12 protein-coding genes are annotated in these 15,125 nt (G+C 71.9%); 11 read left to right on the top strand and 1 reads right to left on the bottom strand.

Annotation, left to right across the window (positions count from 1 at the left end):
• The first annotated feature begins 39 nt into the window (after nucleotides 1-39).
• The 6 genes from IEY99_RS03030 to IEY99_RS03005 all read left to right on the top strand — a co-directional run bounded on the left by IEY99_RS03030 (nucleotide 40) and on the right by IEY99_RS03005 (nucleotide 6,958).
• Nucleotides 40-1,623: an ABC transporter ATP-binding protein gene (locus IEY99_RS03030; protein ID WP_308427008.1), complete on the top strand. Its 1,584-nt coding sequence runs from the start codon at nucleotides 40-42 to the stop codon at nucleotides 1,621-1,623.
• Nucleotides 1,620-2,942, top strand: a complete 1,323-nt coding sequence (locus IEY99_RS03025) for an ABC transporter permease (protein WP_189199111.1) — start codon at nucleotides 1,620-1,622, stop codon at nucleotides 2,940-2,942. Before IEY99_RS03030 ends, IEY99_RS03025 begins: the two co-directional genes overlap by 4 nt.
• A 5-nt stretch (nucleotides 2,943-2,947) precedes the next feature.
• Nucleotides 2,948-4,216: an ABC transporter permease gene (locus IEY99_RS03020; protein WP_189199110.1), complete on the top strand. Its 1,269-nt coding sequence runs from the start codon at nucleotides 2,948-2,950 to the stop codon at nucleotides 4,214-4,216.
• A gap of 70 nt (nucleotides 4,217-4,286) precedes the next feature.
• Nucleotides 4,287-5,000, top strand: a complete 714-nt coding sequence (locus IEY99_RS03015; RefSeq protein WP_189199109.1) for a cytidine deaminase — start codon at nucleotides 4,287-4,289, stop codon at nucleotides 4,998-5,000.
• The gene (locus IEY99_RS03010; RefSeq protein WP_189199108.1) at nucleotides 4,997-6,274 is read left to right on the top strand and encodes a thymidine phosphorylase; all 1,278 of its coding nucleotides are present in this window, start codon (nucleotides 4,997-4,999) and stop codon (nucleotides 6,272-6,274) included. Before IEY99_RS03015 ends, IEY99_RS03010 begins: the two co-directional genes overlap by 4 nt.
• 6 nt (nucleotides 6,275-6,280) lie before the next feature.
• Entirely contained in the window at nucleotides 6,281-6,958 is a 678-nt protein-coding gene (locus IEY99_RS03005; RefSeq protein ID WP_189199107.1) for a DUF4272 domain-containing protein, read from the top strand.
• On the opposite strand, the gene IEY99_RS03000 is transcribed toward IEY99_RS03005, so the two are convergent.
• The gene (locus IEY99_RS03000; RefSeq protein WP_189199106.1) at nucleotides 6,955-7,758 is read right to left on the bottom strand and encodes a putative RNA methyltransferase; all 804 of its coding nucleotides are present in this window, start codon (nucleotides 7,756-7,758) and stop codon (nucleotides 6,955-6,957) included. The genes IEY99_RS03005 and IEY99_RS03000 overlap by 4 nt on opposite strands.
• A 26-nt stretch (nucleotides 7,759-7,784) precedes the next feature.
• Between IEY99_RS03000 and IEY99_RS02995 the strand changes: the two genes are divergently transcribed.
• The 5 genes from IEY99_RS02995 to IEY99_RS02975 all read left to right on the top strand — a co-directional run bounded on the left by IEY99_RS02995 (nucleotide 7,785) and on the right by IEY99_RS02975 (nucleotide 14,583).
• Nucleotides 7,785-8,852 carry an adenosine deaminase gene (locus IEY99_RS02995; RefSeq protein WP_189199105.1) on the top strand — a complete coding sequence of 356 codons (1,068 nt, stop codon included), beginning with the start codon at nucleotides 7,785-7,787 and terminating at the stop codon, nucleotides 8,850-8,852.
• 443 nt (nucleotides 8,853-9,295) lie between these two features.
• Nucleotides 9,296-13,126: a sensor histidine kinase gene (locus IEY99_RS02990; RefSeq protein ID WP_189199104.1), complete on the top strand. Its 3,831-nt coding sequence runs from the start codon at nucleotides 9,296-9,298 to the stop codon at nucleotides 13,124-13,126.
• Nucleotides 13,123-13,527, top strand: coding sequence for a roadblock/LC7 domain-containing protein (locus IEY99_RS02985; RefSeq protein WP_014447580.1), 405 nt, complete (start codon nucleotides 13,123-13,125; stop codon nucleotides 13,525-13,527). Before IEY99_RS02990 ends, IEY99_RS02985 begins: the two co-directional genes overlap by 4 nt.
• A 92-nt stretch (nucleotides 13,528-13,619) precedes the next feature.
• On the top strand, nucleotides 13,620-13,994 hold the full coding sequence (locus tag IEY99_RS02980; protein WP_071807367.1) for a DUF742 domain-containing protein: 375 nt from the start codon (nucleotides 13,620-13,622) through the stop codon (nucleotides 13,992-13,994).
• Between the two features lies 1 nt (nucleotide 13,995).
• Nucleotides 13,996-14,583, top strand: coding sequence for a GTP-binding protein (locus IEY99_RS02975; RefSeq protein ID WP_189199103.1), 588 nt, complete (start codon nucleotides 13,996-13,998; stop codon nucleotides 14,581-14,583).
• Nucleotides 14,584-15,125: the final 542 nt, after the last annotated feature.

The following is a 15,125-nucleotide window of genomic DNA, read 5'->3' as shown; positions in this document are numbered from 1 at the left end:
CGGCGGCTCTGCTCGGGCCGTCACCGCGTCCCTCACGTTGTGCGGCCGGCCCCTCGTCTGCAGGAGATTGCGCTGAGACTCGAGCTGCGCGGCATCACCAAGCGCTTCGGCGACCTGGTGGCCAACGACCACATCGACCTGACCGTCGAGCCCGGTGAGGTTCACGCCCTCCTCGGCGAGAACGGTGCCGGCAAGTCCACCCTCATGAACCAGCTCTACGGCCTGCTGCAGCCGGACGAGGGCGAGATCCTCGTCGACGGCGAGGCGCGGACCTTCCGCAGCCCCCGCGACGCCATCGCCGCCGGCATCGGCATGGTCCACCAGCACTTCATGCTGGTACCCGTCTTCACCGTGGCCGAGAACATCGCCCTCGGCGCCGAGAAGACCCGGGCCGGCTTCCTGGACCGCCGCCGGGCCCGGCGCGAGGTCCTCGAGGTCTCCGAGAAGTACGGCCTGCCGGTCGACCCCGACGCGCTGGTCGAGCACCTGCCGGTCGGCGCGCAGCAGCGCGTGGAGATCGTCAAGGCCCTCACCCGCGACGTCGACGTGCTCATTCTCGACGAGCCGACCGCCGTGCTCACCCCGCAGGAGACCGACGAGCTGCTCGCGGTCATGCGCGGGCTGACCGAGGCCGGCAAGTCCATCGTCTTCATCACCCACAAGCTCAAAGAGGTCAAGGCCATCGCCGACCGGATCACCGTGATCCGGCGCGGACGGACCGTCGGCACCGCGAGCCCGGACGCCGCCGAGGACGAGCTGGCCGCGATCATGGTCGGGCGCGCGGTGAGCCTCGAGGTGGACAAGGCGCCCGCCGATCCCGGCCGCGAGGTCCTGCACGTCTCCGGCCTGATCGTCGACGACGACCGCGGCGTGCGCGCCGTCGACGGCGTCGACCTGACCGTCCGCGCGGGCGAGGTGCTGGGCATCGCGGGCGTGCAGGGCAACGGGCAGACGGAGCTCGTCGAGGCGGTGATGGGCCTGCGCCGCCCGCGCGCCGGGTCGATCAAGGTCGACAACGAAGAGCTCACCGGCATGACGACCAAGCAGATCCTGCGCTCGGGCGTCGGGTACGTCCCCGAGGACCGCAGCCTCGACGGTGTGGTCAAGGAGTTCTCCGTCGCGGAGAACCTGGTCCTGGACCAGTACGACCGGCCGCCGTACGGCAACGCCTTCCAGCTCAACCCGGCCGCGGTCGCGAAGTCGGCGCGCGAGCGGGTGGAGCAGTTCGACATCCGTACGATGTCGCCGGACACCCCCGTGGGCACGCTGTCGGGCGGTAACCAGCAGAAGGTCGTGGTGGCCCGCGAGCTGTCCCGGCCGCTGCGGCTGTTCATCGCCGCCCAGCCGACCCGGGGCGTGGACGTCGGCTCCATCGAGTTCATCCACAGCCGCATCGTGCACGAGCGCGACGTGGGCACGGCCGTGATCGTGGTGTCCAGCGAGCTGGACGAGGTGGTCGGGCTCGCGGACCGGGTGGCGGTGATGTACCGGGGCCGGATCCTGGCGATCGTCTCGCCGGACACCCCGCGCGAGGAGCTGGGCCTGCTGATGGCCGGCATCACCGGAGCGAAGGACGGCCCGGCGCCCGACGGGGACCAGGCCGTAGAGAAGGGGACGAAGTGACAACCGACGGACCGGTCGGCGCGCAGAAGGACGCCGACGAGACGGCCGCGGAGACCGCGACGGGCGCTCCCGTCACGGAGGCGACTCCTGCCGAGCCGCAGAAGCCGGAAGGCTTCCTGAGCCACTTCGTCCACAACCTGTGGGCGGCCAACACCGTGACGGTGACGGTGCTCTCGGTCGTGATGGCGATGCTCATCGGCGCGATCATGATCATCATCTCCGACCCCGCGGTGCTCAGCACCTTCTCCTACTTCACCGCGCGGCCCGCCGACGCGCTGAACGCCAGCTGGACGCTGGTGAGCACCGCGTACGCCGACCTGTTCAAGGGCGCGATCGTCGACCCGGCCGCCGTCACCGCCTGGGCCGACGGCTCGGGCACGTGGCGGCCGGTCTTCGCGCCGATCTCCGAGACGCTCACGTACGCCGCACCGCTGGTCTTCACCGGACTCTCCGTGGCGCTGGCGTTCCGCGGCGGCCTGTTCAACATCGGCGGTCAGGGCCAGGCGATCATCGGCACGATCACCGCGGCGATGGCGGGCTTCTTCCTGCCGCTGCCGCCGGTGATCCACCTGATCGCGGCGTTGCTGGCGGGCATCCTCGGCGGCGCGCTCTGGGGCTTCGTGCCGGGCATCCTCAAGGCCCGCACCGGTGCCCACGAGGTCATCGTGACGATCATGCTGAACTACACGGCCAACCTCTTCCTGGGCTGGCTGATCCTGCAGAAGGGCATCCAGCAGCCCGGCCGCAGCGACGCGATCAGCAAGGCCGTCGACGAGTCGGCGCAGCTGCCGTCGTTCGGCGCCGAGCTGCGGGCCAACCTCGGCATCATCCTGGCCGTGCTGGCCACCGCCGGGGTCGCCTGGCTGCTCAACCGCTCCGCGTTCGGCTTCGAGCTGCGGGCGGTGGGGCACAACCCGGCCGCCGCCAAGACCGCGGGCATGAGCGTTGCCAAGACGTACACCCTGCTCATGGTCACGGCCGGCGCCCTCGCCGGTCTCGGCGGCGCCACCCAGGTGCTGGGCACCGCGCACGCCCTGACCCCGCAGGTGGCCGGCAACATCGGCTTCGACGGCCTGCTCGTGGCGCTGCTCGGGCGCAACCGTCCGTGGGGCACGCTGCTCGCGGCGATCCTGTTCGGCGCCCTGCGCGCCGGCGGAAACCGCATGCAGTCGTTCACCGGCATCTCCCTGGAGCTCGTCACGGTGGTCCAGGCCCTGATCGTCATCTTCATCGCCGCGCCGGCGCTGGTGAAGGCGATCTTCCACCTCCGCGCCGCCCGCACCGCCCGGCTTGGCGCCTCCATGGCGAAGGGCTGGTGACCGGCGTGTCGACGGCGACAGTGGAAGAGACGGTGACGGCCGCGGCGCCCGCGCGGTTCTGGGACCGGCAGCGGCGCCTCGGCGTTGGCGTGGTGTTCATCGGCCTCGTGGCGACGATGGTCTTCGGTGCCCTCGCGGCCTCGGAGACCGCCCGGTTCACGCTCAGCGAGGACGCCGAGGGCGCCGCGCTGTCGATCAACGGCCAGTTCGGGGCGATCCTCTTCGGCATCGTCTCGCTGGTGGCGGGCGCCGTGCTGCTGGCCGGCCTGCTCCGCAAGTACCAGACGTGGGTGCTCTGCCTGGGCATCCTGACCTTCGTCCTGTCGTTCCTGTGCTGGCAGGTGGCGGGCAAGTTCCTGCCGCTCGTGGACACCGCCAGCGGCACCCTGGAGCTGGCCGTGCCGCTGATCCTCGGCGCCCTGGCCGGGGTCCTTGGTGAGCGTTCCGGCGTGGTCAACGTGGCGATCGAGGGCCAGTTCCTCATGGGCGCGTTCGGCGCCGCCCTGGTCGGCACGATGGCCACCAGCGTGTGGGCCGGCGTGCTGAGCGCGGCCCTCGGCGGCGTGCTGATCGCGGCGATCCTGGCCGTGCTGGCCATCCGCTACCTCGTCGACCAGGTGGTCGTCGGCATCGTGCTCAACCTGCTCGCGCTCGGCGTGACCGGGTTCCTCTACGAGCGGCTGATGCAGCCCGACGCCCAGTCGTACAACCAGCCGCCGAAGATGCCCGAGTGGAGCGTCCCGGTCCTGTCCGACATCCCCGTCGTCGGGCCGGTGCTGTTCCAGACCAACGGGCTGGTCTTCCTCGCGCTGATCCTGGTCTTCGTGGTGCACTTCGGGCTCTCGCGCACCCGCTGGGGTCTGCGTACCCGGGCGGTCGGCGAGCACCCGACGGCGGCGGACACCGTCGGCATCCGGGTGCGCGGCCTGCGCTACCTGAACGTGCTCATCGGCGGCCTGATCGCGGGTGCCGGCGGTGCGTACTTCACCCTGGCGGCGACCGGCAGCTTCAACAAGAACATGACGGCGGGCGCGGGCTTCATCGCGCTGGCCGCCCTGATCTTCGGCCGCTGGACGCCGTTCGGGGCGCTGGGCGCGGCGCTGTTCTTCGGCTTCGCGCAGAAGCTGGCCACGTACCTGAGCGCGGTCGGTAGCCCGGTGCCCAGCCAGTTCCTCAACATGCTGCCGTACCTGGCGACCATCGTCGCGGTGGCGGGCCTGGTGGGCCGCGTGCGGGCCCCGGCGGCCGACGGCCAGCCGTACATCAAGAGTTGATCCGCGGGTGCGGACCGGCCGATCAGGGGAGCCGGTCCGCACCGTAAGGGTGTGGGGCAGAATCGGCGGCATGGAGATCGACTGGGGATCGCTGCGGGCCGCGGCCGTCGAGGCGATGCGGCACGCGTACGCGCCCTACTCCGACTTTCCCGTCGGAGTGGCCGCGCTGGTGGACGACGGCCGCGTGGTCGTGGGATGCAACGTGGAGAACGCGTCGTACGGCCTGACCCTCTGCGCGGAGTGCGGGCTGGTCAGCTCGCTGCACGCCACGGGCGGAGGCCGGCTGGTCGCCGTGTCGTGCGTCGACGCCACCGGGCAGCCGTGCATGCCGTGCGGGCGCTGCCGTCAGCTGCTCTACGAGCACGGCGGCCCGGACTGCCTGGTCGAGGCGCTGCCCCGGCCGCTGAAGGTCTCCGAGCTCCTGCCGCACGCGTTCGGCCCCGAGGACATCGACCGGGTCACCGGCGCGGCCGCGGTGCCGGAGGTGCCGGCCCAGCTCGCCCGGTGGCGCGGCCGCGGCACGGTCTTCGTGCACCCGGACCTCTCCGGCGGCACCCAGGTGTGGACCGGATACTGGGAGCGCTCCGGGGGCAGCCCCGAGGAGAGCGACGCCGACAAGGGCATCCTCGAGGAGGGCCCGATCTTCCCCAGCGCCGCCGCGGCGGTGACCTGGGGTCGCACCCGTACGTCCCGGGTGGTCGTGGTGGACGCGGAAGGCGGGCTCTCGTGGGCCGGCGAAGGTGAACCGCCGGAAGGCATCGGCGCTATGTGGGAGCAACAATGACGGAGTTCGCGGCTGTTGACGTCATCCGGGCGAAGCGCGACGGGCACCCGCTGTCCGACGCGCAGATCGACTGGGTCGTCGACGCGTACACGAAGGGCGTCGTCGCCGACGAGCAGATGTCCGCCCTCGCCATGGCGATCCTGCTGCGCGGCATGGCGCCGGGCGAGATCGCGCGCTGGACCGCCGCGATGATCGCCAGCGGTGAGCGGCTCGACCTGTCCGCGGTGTCCCGCCCGACGGTCGACAAGCACTCCACCGGCGGCGTCGGCGACAAGATCACCCTGCCGCTCACCCCGCTGGTGGCCGCCTGCGGCGCCGCCGTGCCGCAGCTCTCCGGCCGGGGCCTCGGTCACACCGGCGGCACCCTCGACAAGCTCGAGTCGGTGCCGGGCTGGCGCGCCCGGCTCGGCAACGACGAGTTCGTCCGGCAGCTGCAGGACATCGGCGCGGTCATCTGCGCGGCCGGCGAGGGCCTCGCTCCGGCCGACCGCAAGCTGTACGCCCTGCGCGACGTCACCGGCACGGTCGAGGCGATCCCGCTGATCGCCAGCTCGATCATGAGCAAGAAGATCGCCGAGGGCACCGGCGCGCTGGTCCTGGACGTGAAGGTCGGCACCGGTGCCTTCATGAAGGACCTGGACATGGCCCGCGAGCTGGCCCGGACCATGGTCGAGCTGGGCGGGGCGCACGGCGTCAAGACGGTCGCCCTGCTCACCGACATGAACACGCCCCTGGGCCTCACCATCGGCAACGCCATCGAGGTGGAGGAGTCGGTGGAGGTGCTCGCCGGCGGCGGACCGGCCGACGTGGTCGAGCTGACCCTCGCGCTGGCCCGGGAGATGCTCGCCGCGGCCGGCATCGACGCCGACCCGGCCGAGGCGCTGCGCTCCGGCGCCGCCATGGACTCGTGGAAGGCGATGATCCGCGCCCAGGGCGGCGACCCGGACGCGCCGCTGCCGGTCGCCCGCGAGACGGAGTTCCTGCGCGCCACCGAGGACGGCGTGGTGGCGTCGGTGGACGCGCTCGGCGTCGGCCTGGCGGCCTGGCGGCTGGGTGCCGGCCGGGCCCGCAAGGAGGACCCGGTGAGCGCCGGCGCCGGCGTGGTGCTCAAGGTGCGTCCCGGCGACCGGGTGAGCGCGGGCGACGTGCTGCTGGAGCTGCGTACCGACGAGCCCGGCCGGATCCCGGCCGCGCAGGCCGACGCGGCCGGCGCGATCCGCATCGCGCAGGAGGCGCCCGAGCCTGGGCGGCTGCTCCTCGACCGCATAGCCTGAGCGGTCATGAAGGCGGCCCCCGACCCCCGAGCGGTACGCGACGCCAGCCTGGACGAGCTCCGGCGGCTCGGCCTGCCGCTGCCGCCGCCGGCGTTCCCGCTGGTCTGGGAGCCGGGGGACGGCGTGGAGCTGCGGCCCACGGCGGAGCTGGAGGCCCGGGCCGCGGTGCTGCACGTGGTGGTGGGCCGGTGCTTCGGCATGCCCGCCGAGACCGCGATGAGCTGGCTGCTCGCCTCCAAGCTGGTGGATTTCGTCACGCCGCCGGAGTGGCAGTTCGTCGCCGGTGACCGGGGCGACCACCGCTCGTTCGTGCTGCACCACGACGCGGTGTTCGCCCTGGCGTGGCTGCTCGGGCTGAGCCGTCACCTCGACCCGACGGCGCCGCCGGAGGAGAGGTTCATGCGGCAGATGCCGGACCTGCCCGGCGGGGAGCTGTTCAACGAGTGGCGGTCACGGTCGTTGGTGGCGCCGCGCGACGCCGTCGAGGCGGCGGTGCTGCTCGACCTCTACTACTGCCTCGACTGGGCGTTCCAGGAGGCCGAGCGGCACGGCGTGCGCCCGCCGGGCGAGGTCGACAGCAACGCCGTGGGGCAGCGGCGGTGGGCCCTGGAGTGGGCGGTGCTGTTCTCCGGCCCGTACCACGGCGCCCCGCCGGAGTGGGAAGAGGTCGACCTCTCGGTCTAGACCCGTCGATAGACGGTCAGATCAACGGCCGCGGTCACGTCGTGGGTCCCGGCCGCGTCGCGCGGCACATGCCGGGCACTCGGTGTCATCCCGATCAACGTACGGGTCTCCGCCGCCGACAACCGCAATGCGCGGCGCTGCCGCGAGGTGCTCTCCACGGCGAACCCGGCGCCGAGCGCGCCCGCCACCCGCCCGGCCTTGTCCGGGTCGACCTTGATCATGCCGAACTCGGCGATCAGCTCGGCGAGATGGTCCGCGGCCGGGGTGACGACCAGCAGCAGCCCGCCGGGGCGCAGGACGCGGTGGAACTCCGGGCCGTTGCGCGGGGCGAAGACGTTCAGGATCACGCTCGCCGAGGCGTCGGCCACCGGGATCGGGCGCCACAGGTCGGCGAGGGCGGCCGCGGCCCGGTCGTGCGCGCGGGCGGCGCGGCGCAGGGCGGGCTTGGAGACATCGATGCCCAGCCCCTGGGCGGCCGGATGGGCGTCCAGGAACCCGGCCAGATAGCTGCCGGTGCCCGTGCCGGCGTCGAGGACCAGGCCATCGGCCGGATCCGCCGCCGCGGCCAGCGCCTGGGCGATGAAGTCGTAGTGGCCCTCGGCGAGGAAGGCCTCCCGGTCCGCGATCATCTCGGCCGAGTCGCCCGAGTGGGGCGACCTTCCGGCCGTCAGGTTGACGTACCCCTGCCGGGCGATGTCGAAAGAGTGCCCGGCCGGGCAGCGCAGGGCCCGTTCGACCGGGCGCGCGAGTGTTCCGCCACACACTGGGCACCGCAGGTATGGCAATGCGCCGTCGATCATCTGCCGCGCCCCTCTAACATCTGCTGATGACTGCCATCTCCTACGACGACATAGTCAAAGCCCCCAAGGCTCTCCTGCACGACCACCTCGACGGCGGGTTGCGCCCCGCGACGATCGTGGAGCTGGCGGACGCCGTCGGGCACCAACTGCCCGAGACCGACCCGGCGCGGCTGGGTGAATGGTTCGTCGCCGCCGCCGACTCGGGGTCGCTGGAACGCTACCTGGAGACCTTCGCGCACACGGTCGCGGTCATGCAGACCGAGGAAGGCCTGCACCGGGTCGCCAAGGAATGCGCCCTCGACCTCGCCGCCGACGGCGTCGTCTACGCCGAGATCCGGTACGCGCCCGAGCAGCACCTCGAGTCCGGCCTGACCCTCGACCAGGTGGTCGACGCGGTGCACGCGGGCTTCCAGGAGGGCACCGCCGAGGCGGCGGCCCAGGGCCGGCGGATCCGCGTCGGCACGCTGCTGACCGCGATGCGGCACGCGGCCCGCTCCCAGGAGATCGCCGAGCTGGCGGTGCGCTACCGGGACCAGGGCGTCGTCGGCTTCGACATCGCCGGCGCCGAGGCCGGCTTCCCGCCCACCCGGCACCTGGACGCCTTCGAGTATCTGCAGCGGGAGAACTTCCACTTCACGATCCACGCGGGCGAGGCCTTCGGCCTGCCGTCGATCTGGCAGGCCATCCAGTGGTGCGGTGCGGACCGGCTGGGCCACGGGGTACGGATCGTGGACGACATCACCGCCGGGAAGCTGGGACGGCTGGCGTCGTACGTCCGCGACAAGCGCATCCCGCTGGAGCTGTGCCCGTCCTCCAACGTGCAGACCGGCGCGGCCGCCTCGATCGCCGAGCACCCCATCGGCCTGCTGAAGGACCTGCGCTTCCGGGTCACCGTCAACACCGACAACCGGCTGATGAGCGGCACGTCGATGTCGAAGGAGATGGCGCTGCTGTCCGAGGCGTTCGGCTGGGGCTGGAGTGAGCTGCAGTGGCTGACGATCAACGCGATGAAGTCGGCCTTCATCCCGTACGACGAGCGGCTGGCCATCATCAACGACGAGATCAAGCCGGCGTACGCGAAGTTGCTGGGGTGAAGTCCGTTTTTAACCGGCATGAGGGACACGTGCGTACTTTCGTCGCACGAAACTGGCGATTCGGTCAGGGGGGCCAGCCGTTCGGACAGATGGCGTCTACAAACACTGCATAATCCGGCATCTTGCCTTGCCGTCGGCTTCTGTGCGAGCCATCGTCTGTGCTGCGCGATCGAAGGAGATCGGGCCAGATCGGCACGCACGGATCCCCGGGCGCGCCGACTGGAGCGAGTGACGTTAAGAGACTTTTCATATACGAGCAGTGATGACTGGCCGGCGATGTCGGCGTCTCCGGACGCCGCTTCGCGTCACACAAACGGTCCGGGTCAGGCTGCTCTTTCTCTTTGACACTCGTCGTGATGGAATCTCGGGGGCCCGACCGGTGAGTCGGCCGTGTGCGGTGCCCGGTGATCCGAAGACCGGGTCCGAATCAGGAGGACGGTGACGTGAGCAAGCGCCCCAAGACGGCGAACGCTGTCATGTCGCGTCTCCGCCGGCCGGCAGGCCGGCTGCGGGACCTCCCCATCTGGTCCAAGCTCGGGCTCATCATGCTGGTGCCCACGCTGGCGACCATCATCGTCGGCACCCAGGGCCTGATCGACCACATCGACGAGGCCACCAACGCCGAGCGCGCCCGGACGCTGTCCGTGCTGTCCCAGGCGGCTGGTGGACTCGTCGACCACCTGCAGAACGAGCGCTCGTTCGCGGTGATGATCGCGACGACCCCCAAGGACTCCGCCGAACGCGCGACCGCCAACGTCTCCTACCGGCGCGAGCACCCGAAGGTCGATGCCGCCAAGCTGCCGTACTCGCAGCAGAAGGCCGCCCTGGACGACATCCCGCCGCAGGTCAACACGCTTCTCGTGAAGCTCGACCGCAACCTGGAGGGTCTGCCGGCGGTCCGCAGCCAGACGGCCAACGGCAACCTCGAGGTGGGCGACATCGAGTCCGCCTACGCCGAGATGATCGACGACCTGCTCAACGTGCGGGACGCGTCCGCCCAGCTGGCGCTGGACACCACGCTGAGCGACCGGCTGCGGGTCGTCGCCGGCGTCGCCCGGGCGAAGGACTACATCTCCCAGCAGCGCAACGTCGGGCACCAGGTGCTCGGCAAGGGCGACTTCACCACCGCACTGCGCCGCGAGTTCCTGCTGACCGACACCGGCTTCGAGATCTCCAACGCGGCGATGCGCCAGGTCGCCAGCGACGAGGACGAGGCCCTCATCGAGCGCGTCATCAGCGGGCCGGCCAAGCGGAACGCCACCGACTTCACCACTCCGCTGAAGAACCTCGCGGCGAACCAGTCCACGCAGATCCCGTTCAACCGGGAGCAGTGGGAAACCGCGATGATCGGCTACAACGACCTGTTCCGCAGCGTCGAGAACCGGCTCGACGGCCAGATCGTCGACCAGGCCACCGACATCCGCGACGACGTGCAGCGCCGGGTCTTCATCGAGACCAGCGTCCTGCTCGGCATGCTGCTGCTCGCCATCGTCTTCGCCTGGCTGGTCGCCCGGTCGATGGCCCGGTCGCTGCGCGAGCTGCGCCAGGGCGCGCTCAACGTGGCCCAGTTCGGCCTGCCGCAGGCGGTCGAGCGGCTGCGCGACCCCGCGCTGACCGGTTCGCTCACCCCGGCCCAGGTGGCCGACCAGGTCGCCGAGCCGCTGCCGGTGCGCAGCCGGGACGAGTTCGGCCAGGTGACCGAGGCGTTCAACGCCGTCCACCTGGAAGCCGTCCGCACCGCGGCCGAGCAGGCCGCACTCCGCTCCTCCGTCTCGACGATGTTCGTCAACCTGGCCCGCCGCTCGCAGATCCTGGTCGACCGGCTCATCGGTCACCTCGACCGGCTGGAGCGCGGCGAGGAGGACCCGGACCGCCTGGCCGAGCTCTTCCAGCTCGACCACCTGGCCACCCGGATGCGCCGCAACGACGAGAACCTCCTCGTTCTCGCCGGCGCGGACTCCACCCGGGTCCAGCGCGAGCCCGCCGCCCTCATCGACGTGCTCCGCGCCGCGCAGTCCGAGGTGGAGCACTACACCCGGATCGAGTTCGGCATGATCGACCGGGACATCGAGGTGTCCGCGCACGCGGTCAACGACATGGTCCACCTGGTCGCCGAGCTCTTCGACAACGCCACCGCGTTCTCCCCGCCGAACTCGCACGTCCTGGTCGAGGCCCGGCGCCTCGGCGACGGCGTGGTGCTCTCGGTCGAGGACCGCGGCATCGGCATCAGCCGCGAGCAGCTGCGCGACCTCAACGAGCGCCTGGCCAACCCGCCCATGGTGGACGTCGCCGTCTCCCGCATGATGGGCCTGGTCGTGGTCGCCCGCCTGGCGAACCGGCACGGCGTCAAGGTCGAGCTGCGCCCGGCCGACACCGAGCGCGGCACGGTGGCCGACGTCGGCCTGCCGGTCGGCGTGCTGGTGTCGTCCGCCACGGCCGCCCGGGTCCCGGCCGGCGCGAGCGCCGGCGCCGGATCCTTCGGCGGCACGGAGCAGGCCCGTCCCTCGTTCGGCGAGCCGCCGCTGGCACTCGAGAGCGGCGCCAACGGCCGCGGCGGCTACCCCGGCGGGCGTCCCTTCGACCCGAACCCGCCGATGCCCACCGGTGGCATGCTCGGCACCGGCGGCGGCCGTTCCGCCCCCGCCTGGTCCGACCTGACCGGCGTGTCGTCCAACGGCTTCGAGGCGCCGAACGGCTTCGGCGGCCCGTCCCAGGGTGGTTCCGCCAACGGCTTCGGCGGTCAGCCGCACGGCTTCGCCAACGGTGCCGGTGGCGCCAACGGCTACCACGGACCGCGCAGCAACGAGCCGATCCCGCCGCTGCCGCAGGCCGGCCCCCAGGGCTTCGCCGGTGGCGAGGTGCTCCCTCAGCGCCGCAACGGCGAGACGTTCCGGCCGGACGAGACGGGCTCCTTCGGGCACACCATCCCGCGTCAGCTTCCGCCGAGCCCGGAGTCGCAGGGCCGGTCCCCGTTCGTGCCGCCGGTCTCGGCGCCGCCGGTGCCGCCGGTCTCCGCGCCGCCCGTGCCGCCGGTCTCCGCGCCGCCGGTGACGTCCGCCCCGCCGCATGCGGGTGGCCGTCCGGTGTCGTCGCCGCCCGTGGCGGGCGCGCCGATCTCGGCCCCGCCGAGCGTCAACCGGCCGCTCTCCGCTCCGCCGAGCGTCAACCGGCCGCTGTCGGCCCCGCCGCACGCGGGTGGCCGTCCGGTGTCGTCGCCGCCCGTGTCGGGCACGCCGATGTCGTCGCCGCCCGCCGCCGCCAACCCGCCGGCGTGGCCGCCGGTGTCGGCCGACCGCGAGCACGGCACCCCGCCCGTTCCGGAGAGCCTGGCGGCCGCCTTGGACCTGACCGCCGAGTTCCCGCACTACCGTGCGGATCGCGCCGGCGCCCAGCCGCAGGTCGCCCGCCCGTCCGGTGCGCCGGAAGCGACGCCGTCGCCGCAGAGCGACGCCGAGCGGTCCGCCGCGGCCGCCGCGGCGGCGCACGAGGCGGCGACCCAGCAGGCCGCGGCCGCCCAGGCGACCGCCGCCGCGCAGATCGCCGCCGCGCAGGCCGCCGCCCGCCAGCGGGCCGGCGAGGGTCAGGCGAAGTTCTCCGACGAGACGATGGAGCTGCCGATCTTCCGGGAGCTCGAGTCGGCCTGGTTCACGACGGCCCGTCCGGCCGAGTCCCGGTCCACCGAGGTCCGGGTTTCCGAGCCCGCGCCGTCGGCCGAGGCTCAGGACGACGTGGTCAGCACCCAGCGCTTCTCGACCGGGGAGCCGGCCCGCACGGCCGCCGTGCCGCAGCAGGCCGCCTCGCCGGAGAAGCGCGACGCCGACCGCGAGCCGGCGCCCGTGGGCGCCGCCGCCAACGGCTCGGTCGCCAACGGCTCGGTCGCCAACGGCTCGGCCGGCTCGGCTGCCAACGGGTCGGTCGCCAACGGCACCTCGGCCGCCGCCAACGGCACGTCCGGCGTCGGTGGACCGGTCAACCCCTGGCAGACCGCGGCCGACGAGGGGTGGCAGGCCGCCCGCAAGGCCGCCGAGATGCCGGTGGAGACCACGACGACGGCCGGTCTGCCGCGCCGTACGCCGATGGCCCAGCTCGTTCCGGGCGGTGTCGACCGGACCGAGACCTCGGTTCAACGCCGTACTCCCGAATCGGTGCGCGGGCTGCTGTCCGCATACCACCGCGGGGTGCAGCGGGGTCGTACCAAGGATCAATCGACCAACCCGGAGGAGACTCCGGGAGGGCAGCAGTCCTCGCAGGCTGGCAAGGAGCATGAGGCATGACAAGTACGCAGGATCTGGGTTGGCTCCTCGCCAACTTTGCCGACCGCGTTCCCGGGGTGGCGCACGCGATCGCGGTCTCCGCCGACGGTCTGCTGCTCGCGGCCTCGCGGGACCTCCCCCGTGATCGTGCCGACCAGCTGGCGGCCATCGCCTCCGGTCTGGTCAGCCTGACCCAGGGCGCCGCACGGTGCTTCGAGGGCGGCGCGGTACTGCAGACCGTCGTGGAGATGGACAACGGGTTCCTCTTCCTGATGTCGATCTCCGACGGCTCCTCGTTCGCCGTGCTGGCGGCCCGGAGCTGCGACGTCGGTCAGGTGGGCTACGAGATGGCGCTGCTGGTGGACCGCGTGGGTGAGGCGCTGACGCCGGCTCCCCGCTCAGCGGCCGGGGTTCTCGGCTGAACGGATGGTTCTCCGGATCCGTCCGGTATCTGTCCAAAACCTTGACAACACGAGACACTTCTATGGGCCTAGGGATGGGGTGAGCGGTGACGATGCCCGAACGCGATGAGCCGACCGGCGCACTGGTCAGACCGTACGCCGTAACCCGTGGCCGGACCCGGCCCAAGCTGGAGATCGCGCTGGAAGCGCTCGTCGAGACCACCGTCCGCGGCCGTTCCACCGGTACCGGCCGGGGCGGGAGCGAACACCAGTACATCGCGGCGATGTGCGACGGCGGCAGAGTGCAGTCGCTGGCCGAGATCGCCGCACGCATGCAACTACCGCTCGGGGTGGCTCGAGTTATCGTCGCCGACATGGCCCACGACGGCCTGGTGGCGGTCTACGAGCCGACATCGCTGGAGGATGAGACCGATGCGGTGGGTACGGAACTGCTGGAAAGGGTGCTGAGTGGACTTCGCAGGCTCTGACATGGCGCGCCGGCCGACCGCCGGACGCGTGACCTCGGCGAAGATCGTGATCGCCGGTGGGTTCGGCGTCGGTAAGACGACGCTGGTGGGGTCCGTCTCGGAGATCACCCCGCTGACCACCGAGGCGATCATGACCTCCGCCGGTGTGGGCGTCGACGACAACCGGCAGGTGCCGGGCAAGATGACGACCACCGTGGCGATGGACTTCGGCCGCATCAGCATCGATCGCGACCTGATCCTGTACCTCTTCGGCACCCCGGGCCAGACGCGTTTCTGGTTCATGTGGGACGAGCTGGTGCGGGGCGCGATCGGCGCCGTCGTCATGGTGGACACGCGCCGGCTCGCCGACTGCTTCGCCGCCATCGACTTCTTCGAGCACCGGCGGCTGCCGTACCTGGTCGCCATCAACTGCTTCGACGGCATGCAGTACCACAACGCCCAGGACGTTCGCGACGCCCTCGCGATCTCCAGCGACGTGCCCGTGGTGAGCTGCGATGCCCGCAACCGCGAGTCGACGAAGAACGTACTCATCTCGCTGGTCGAGTACGTCCTCACGATGCGCCGGTCGCGCGCGGTGGCGCCCGCCTGACAGCCGGTCGAAAGTCCCGCTCTGCTCGCCAGAGCGGGACTTTTGCATGCGCCGAACCTGCTGCCCCTCCGGTCGTGACCGCATAGCGTGTCTCCGCGGCGTTGGCCCCACCACGAAGTGCAGTCCCTCCGCGCCGGGAGAATGATCTGTCCCGCGGAGCGCAGGGGCCTTCGCCGACGTGGTGAGCTCCGTCCGCCTGCAAGGACAGTTCTCATCGGACCCAGACGCCCCTGGCGAGCCGCTGAGCGCGACGCTGAGCGGCGAAAGCCTCGCGGACGTCGCCCAAGGCTAGGCCTCGAAGGCTAGGCCTCCGAGGCGGCCTCCTGCGCCTTCGCCCTCTTCACCACGTCCGCCCGTGCTGCGCTCATGCGTCCGAACCCGATGCAGGACCGCTCTCGAGCACCAAGCGCTGCGCGTCGACGCGCAGCACCGCTCGGGGTGTGGCGACCGTCCGGCGTGTGACACCGCTTGGCGTGTGACACCGCTTGGCGTGTGGCAACCGCTTGGCGTGTGGCAACCGCTTGGCGTGTGGCACCGCCTGG

It is taken from the genome of Couchioplanes azureus (assembly GCF_014648355.1).
GTDB classification, from domain to species: domain Bacteria; phylum Actinomycetota; class Actinomycetes; order Mycobacteriales; family Micromonosporaceae; genus Actinoplanes; species Actinoplanes azureus.
Note: the sequence above shows the minus strand (reverse complement) of the source record. Positions and strands in the feature narration are given on the sequence as shown.

Bases quoted from the DNA above. Each gene is read 5' to 3' on its own strand.
- IEY99_RS03015 (WP_189199109.1), top strand. From the start codon at position 4,287: ATGGAGATCGACTGGGGATCGCTGCGGGCCGCGGCCGTCGAGGCGATG.
- IEY99_RS03010 (WP_189199108.1), top strand. From the start codon at position 4,997: ATGACGGAGTTCGCGGCTGTTGACGTCATCCGGGCGAAGCGCGACGGG.
- IEY99_RS03005 (WP_189199107.1), top strand. From the start codon at position 6,281: ATGAAGGCGGCCCCCGACCCCCGAGCGGTACGCGACGCCAGCCTGGAC.
- IEY99_RS03000 (WP_189199106.1), bottom strand. From the start codon at position 7,758: ATGATCGACGGCGCATTGCCATACCTGCGGTGCCCAGTGTGTGGCGGA.
- IEY99_RS02995 (WP_189199105.1), top strand. From the start codon at position 7,785: ATGACTGCCATCTCCTACGACGACATAGTCAAAGCCCCCAAGGCTCTC.
- IEY99_RS02985 (WP_014447580.1), top strand. From the start codon at position 13,123: ATGACAAGTACGCAGGATCTGGGTTGGCTCCTCGCCAACTTTGCCGAC.
- IEY99_RS02980 (WP_071807367.1), top strand. From the start codon at position 13,620: ATGCCCGAACGCGATGAGCCGACCGGCGCACTGGTCAGACCGTACGCC.
- IEY99_RS02975 (WP_189199103.1), top strand. From the start codon at position 13,996: ATGGCGCGCCGGCCGACCGCCGGACGCGTGACCTCGGCGAAGATCGTG.